The following is a 5,365-nucleotide window of genomic DNA, read 5'->3' as shown; positions in this document are numbered from 1 at the left end:
TGCCTCCGTTTGTTGAGATTAAATTCTATCGTGTTAAAAATCTAGCAAATTTTTAACACATTTTTTCAATATGTTAAAATCTAAGCCAAAATTTAACATATTCCTTTCCTAAAAATATCACAAAGTTCCACATTGATATAATAATGATTTTTGCCAATTTTCACGCACTGCACGATTTTTAGCCCCTCACAAATTTTAAGGTATTTTGAAGCTGTTTGCCTTGTGATATTTAGCTTTTGACTTATAAAATCTATCCGTGTATATGGGTGGATAAATAATGCTTCTAGCAAGTCTTTTGTATAAAAATCCGTTTGATTTTTTAATAAATCTTTTGTGTGTTGCATAAGATTTTGGATAGATTTTATCGTCTCAATAGTTGCTCTTGCTGTTTGTTCTACACCTACAAGCATATAGCTTATCCACTCTTCCCACACTCCATCATCACGCACTTTTTGGAGTAGCTCATAATACCTTGCCTTATGTCGCACGATATAGCCACTAAGGTAGAGTATAGGTAAGTCCAAAATTCCCTTATATACAAGATAAAGCACATTGATAATCCGCCCACTTCTGCCATTGCCATCATAAAATGGATGTATGCTCTCAAATTGATAATGAATAATTGCCATTTTTACAAGTGGGTCAAAATCTTGCAAACTATCATCATTGATATATTTTTCTAAATTCCCCATTAAGCGCACTATGTCATCGTAATTTTGTGGTGGTATATGCTTTATTTCATCTGTGGCTGGATTTTTTAGCATTGTGCCACTTTGTTTTCTAAATCCTGCGTTATTGCGCACTAGCTTTTTTTGAATCGTTAAAATATGCGAATTTATAAATAGCTTATTTCTATCAATAAGCCAAAATCCTATATTCAAAGCCTTTGCATAATCCCGCACTTCCTTTGTCGCCTGTGTCATTTTGCTATCATCGACACTTGCCAAAAATAGCTCATCGTGCGTGGTAATGATATTTTCTATTTCGCTAGAATCTTTTGCTTCTTGCAAAATAAGCGCATTTATCAGCAAATCATTGCTAGGAATAGTCCCTGCAACCTTATTTAAATCGCCCAAAGCCCTATACGCCGATATAATTAGCTTATATATAGCCTCGCTTATGTGAATATCTAGCGGAAGCTCATCAGGGATAAATTCTCTCATTACAGCTACTTTGTTTTGATATGTTAAAAAATCGTAAAATTTTTAACATTATAGCTAGTTATGTTAAAAGAATCAAATTTTTTTAACATATTCACTAATTTGTCCTATCCATTCTGTCATTGCGAGAAGTTGGCACGACTTCGTGGTAATCCATTTGTTGATTTGATAAATTGCCACGATTCACTGCGTGAATCTCGCAATGACGGCTATTTTTGTCATTTTGAGCCGTAGGCGAAAAATCTCTATTATTTTGATTTTTGAGATACTTCGGCTAACGCCTCATTATGACAATTTATTGCACCAGCTTACCCTCAAAGGCGGATTTGAGTAGGCTTGATTTTAGTTGCTTTGCGTTTTTTAGTGTGGAGTCTATAAACGCGCTTGTTTTATCCGCGCTACTAAAATGCTTTTCTAAAACCGCTACGATTTGCTTTTGGGTTTTTAGTGGCGGTAGTGGGATAGGCAAATTTCTCATAGCTTTTAAAGATAAATTTTTAATCGTGCTTCCTGTTGCATTTTTATTTGCATAAATATTAAAAGAAATAGTCTGTAAAAAATACAATATGAAATATTTATCCAAGTTTGAATTAACATTAAAATAGCAAACACTTTTTCCAAGAATGATATTTTCATTATTATAAGTTGCTGTATTTCCTAGTGTTCCATTGATTGATACAAAAATTGTATTTTCATTTAATTGCTTTTTGTATTTTAAAAATTCTTCATATCCAACTTTTTTAGTATTAGCTTTTATGCAAATTTTATTAAAGTCTAAATTGTTGCCATTTATAAAATAAAATTCACCACTTTCATCATATTTTGGTGTTCCGTGCAATCCATCACCAAGAATAGAAGTAAGTTCCCCAAGTGTTTTGATAGTCCAGCCTTGCGGGAGATTTGGAGTTTCGCTATTGCGAGAATCTATCCACCCCCTAGCCCCCTCCGCAAGGGAGGGGGAATTTTTGTCTGTCATTGCGAGATTTGACGAAGTCAAATCGTGGCAATCTATTTTTGATTCGTGGATTGCTTCGCCTTGCTGTCGCAAGGACTCGCAATGACGATGAGAGTGGATTGCTTCGGTCGCTTTGCTCCATCGCAATGACGGCTCGTTTGTCAATGTGCCGTTGAATGCGGATTTAAGTAGGCTTTGCTTGTATTTGGCGATATTATTTTGGGCGGATTTTAGGTGTTTTGTGCCATTATCGATTCGCGCAAATGCTTCATCAAGCCTTGCCACAATGCGCTTTTGAATCTCAAGTGGCGGCAGTGGGATTTGCTCTTTTTTCCAATCTCTAAAATAAATATGTGGGATTGCCGAGCCTGTGATATATCGCGCTAAATTTATGCTTTGCAAAAAGTAGAATAAATACTTTAAATTTAAATCATAGCCATTTTCAATATAATGCAAAGTGCCGATAACAGACGCTTTTGGTGGCAACAAAAACACACGCCCTATACCTGCGCCGTCTTTTACGATTCCCAAAGATTCGTTTTCTTTTGTGTAAAAATCCACATACGCGACAACGCCACTTGCACCATAAATGGGATAATCGCCTTTTTTATCTTGTATGTTTTTGAATGTGATATTTGAACTTGTGGATACGCAAACTTCCCCCAATTCTTTAATTTGCCAATTCTTTGGTAAATTTTTAAATTCGCTAGTTGGCATTATTTTGTTCGTTTTCGTCTATTTTAGGATTAGTCATATTTAAAATTTCAAATAAAGTTTTGTTTCGCAATTTAGCTATTTTTAACAAATCTTGTGCGGATAACAAAGTAATATTTAGTGGGATTCTACTATCTTTTGGAGACATAAAAGATACAATGCCTTCAAAACTAGATTCTGTGTAGGGTATAGGTTTAAATTTACCTTCATCTTGCGAATTTTCCTCTTTTTTAATGTCGTTAATATCTGCGATGATATAACCAAAAAATTGACACTTCTCTACTTGTATATTTACTCCACCTTTGGTTTTGGCATTTTTGTAAATTTGGGTAGCATATTTTTTAAGCTGTTCTATCATTTCCCCAGCATTATGCGCTTTTGTTAATCGCTTTAATTCCACTAAAACGATATGTGTTGGTTCGCCCTCATCATTGATAAATGGATTTAGATAAAATTCAATATCTACATTAGATTCGCCACTTTGTGCATTATGCGCTTCAAAGAAATATGAAAACTTATCATCTAATAGCCATAAATTATGGTTTGCCACTTCTAAATTTTCACACTTTCTATCTGTTAGCAGTTGATGAAAATCATCTTCTTTAAAGCTAGAATCTCCCATCATTTTTTCTAACAAAGCCAAAACTCTTTCTCTGTGTTTGACATAGAGATATAAAGCGGATTTTTGCAATCTAGTGTCTAGTTGGCTATCATCTGATTCCCAAAACTTTTGTTCTAAATCTGCTTTTTCTTTTATTGCCTCTTGGATAAAATCTCTTTTTTGCTGAATCTTATGTCCTGTAACAGAATCAAAGCTAGGCATAAATTCCGCTAAAAATGGGAGTTCGTTTTTAGTGTTGCTTAAATTGTTACACGATTCCTCTCGTTGCTTTGATATGAGTTCCGCAAATTCAATATCCAAAATTTTTGTTATTTCTTGCTCTAAATCTTGCTTAATATCATCTATTTCTGCATTTAATCCATCGGGTGTGATTCTATCATCTAATAATGGTGAAGCTATATAAACTTTTTTCTTTAACCCTTTAATCGTTCTGTCATATTTTACCCTTTTATCAATGAGAAGTTTATGGGCAACTAATTTTATATCCAAATTTGCATTAGAATCTACGATAAGAATTTCTAAATTGTATTGTTGGTTGTTTATTTGGATAGAAAATTCTTTTTTGTTAATTTTGGATATTTCTATATTTTTTGCATTATTGTCTATATCAATGTGAATTTTTAAATCATTAAAATCATAGAGCAAAAATGCAAAATTATCCAAAATCCATTCCTCAAAATCATCAATAACTTTAAATTTTTTAATAAAAGTTTCCATATAGTTTTCATCGACATTTAAATTTAAAGTCGTGCCATTTGGGTTGCTTGTATTTTGGTGTTGCTCGTTAATTGTCGTAAATAAATCAATCTCTGGTGGATATATAAAAGAAAAAGATTGTTTGTTGTGTGCTGTGCTAAAAGATATATTTTTACCAAAATAGACAAATACTAATCTGCCTAAACCCTTGCTTGGCAAACTATTTTCTTGTTTTAGTGAGTTTGATTGTGCTATATCAAAAAAGATTTTCTTATCAGATTCTGAAAAACCTATGCCATTGTCTATAATTTTAATACTATTATTTTGCGAATTGATATGAATGTAAATCTTAGGTAAATATCTTTGATTTTGTTGTCTATGCTCCAAAATACAAGCGTGAATAGCATTAGAAATAGCCTCACGCAATATCAGCTCTACTGCATTTTTCTTGCTTTTGTAAAAGTTAGTAGCCAATCCCATAAGACTAGCATAGGTGTCCATATTGTCCCCTTAACAATCTTAGTTTTGTCTTGCAATTATACACAACTTCCCTTAATACAATCTATCTTAAAAAATTTAATCTAACTCGCTTTTAGTCCCGCGATAAGTGCGAAATTTAGCTCATCAAGCAATGGGACGAAGTTTTCGCCAAAAAGGGCTTTTGCCACAAAGATTCCGTTTGTGTCGCCACAAGCATCATTTAGCCCTTGCAAATCATCACTTGCTAAATAAGCATTTGCGATAATATAGTCTTTTATGTGGGTTAGAAAATCTAGTTGCTCCGCGCTAAACTCTATGCCCTTTTTGATTTGCCGTCCTTTGAAAAGATCAAAGCGCGAATTTGCCACACCGCCAAAATCTCGCAACTCACTATCAAATCCTAGCTCAAATCGCACAAGCTGAATGAGATTTGTAAGTTTTGATTCGGCATTTTTTAGGGGTTTTATGCGTCCTTTTTGCGTGAGTGCGTAGGCATTCCATAGATTTGCAATCCCTAGCCCTGCAAATCTTAGCTTCTCGTGTAGCTCGTTTATGAAATTTCGCGTCAAATGCCTTTTGGCATAGCTTTGTGCGTAGATGATTTGCAGGGCTTCTAGCTCGTCTTTGTGCGTTGTGAGAAACTCTTTGAAATTTGCGATTTGTTGAAGCGCGTTGTCTCTCGAAAATGCGCCTGTGATGACTTCATCTACGCTTATATCATCAATGTAGATAAAGTTT

The 5,365-nt window shown here is 34.1% G+C and carries 5 protein-coding genes; 1 reads left to right on the top strand and 4 read right to left on the bottom strand.

Annotated features, from left to right (window positions below):
- Positions 1 to 92 precede the first annotated feature (92 nt).
- Complete coding sequence (locus tag ACWIX0_RS12795; RefSeq protein ID WP_454174371.1) at positions 93 to 1,163, bottom strand: Fic family protein; 1,071 nt, start codon at positions 1,161 to 1,163, stop codon at positions 93 to 95.
- 60 nt (positions 1,164 to 1,223) lie between these two features.
- On the opposite strand from ACWIX0_RS12795, the gene ACWIX0_RS12790 reads away from it, so the two are divergent.
- Entirely contained in the window at positions 1,224 to 1,394 is a 171-nt protein-coding gene (locus ACWIX0_RS12790) for a hypothetical protein (RefSeq protein WP_454174370.1), read from the top strand.
- Between the two features lie 61 nt (positions 1,395 to 1,455).
- Here ACWIX0_RS12790 and ACWIX0_RS12785 read toward each other — a convergent pair whose 3' ends face one another.
- The 3 genes from ACWIX0_RS12785 to ACWIX0_RS12775 form a co-directional block, all read right to left on the bottom strand.
- Positions 1,456 to 2,832 carry a restriction endonuclease subunit S gene (locus tag ACWIX0_RS12785; protein ID WP_454174369.1) on the bottom strand — a complete coding sequence of 459 codons (1,377 nt, stop codon included), beginning with the start codon at positions 2,830 to 2,832 and terminating at the stop codon, positions 1,456 to 1,458.
- The gene (locus ACWIX0_RS12780; RefSeq protein WP_454174368.1) at positions 2,822 to 4,648 is read right to left on the bottom strand and encodes an ATP-binding protein; all 1,827 of its coding nucleotides are present in this window, start codon (positions 4,646 to 4,648) and stop codon (positions 2,822 to 2,824) included. The genes ACWIX0_RS12785 and ACWIX0_RS12780 overlap by 11 nt, the downstream gene beginning before the upstream one ends.
- Positions 4,649 to 4,728: 80 nt before the next feature.
- Positions 4,729 to 5,365, bottom strand: a 637-nt coding sequence (locus tag ACWIX0_RS12775; protein ID WP_454174367.1) for a type I restriction-modification enzyme R subunit C-terminal domain-containing protein, incomplete at its 5' end; no start/stop codon positions are given.

The organism is Helicobacter sp. T3_23-1059 (assembly GCF_053654515.1).
The sequence above is the reverse complement of the archived record's forward strand: the minus strand, read 5'-3'. Positions and strand labels throughout refer to the sequence as shown.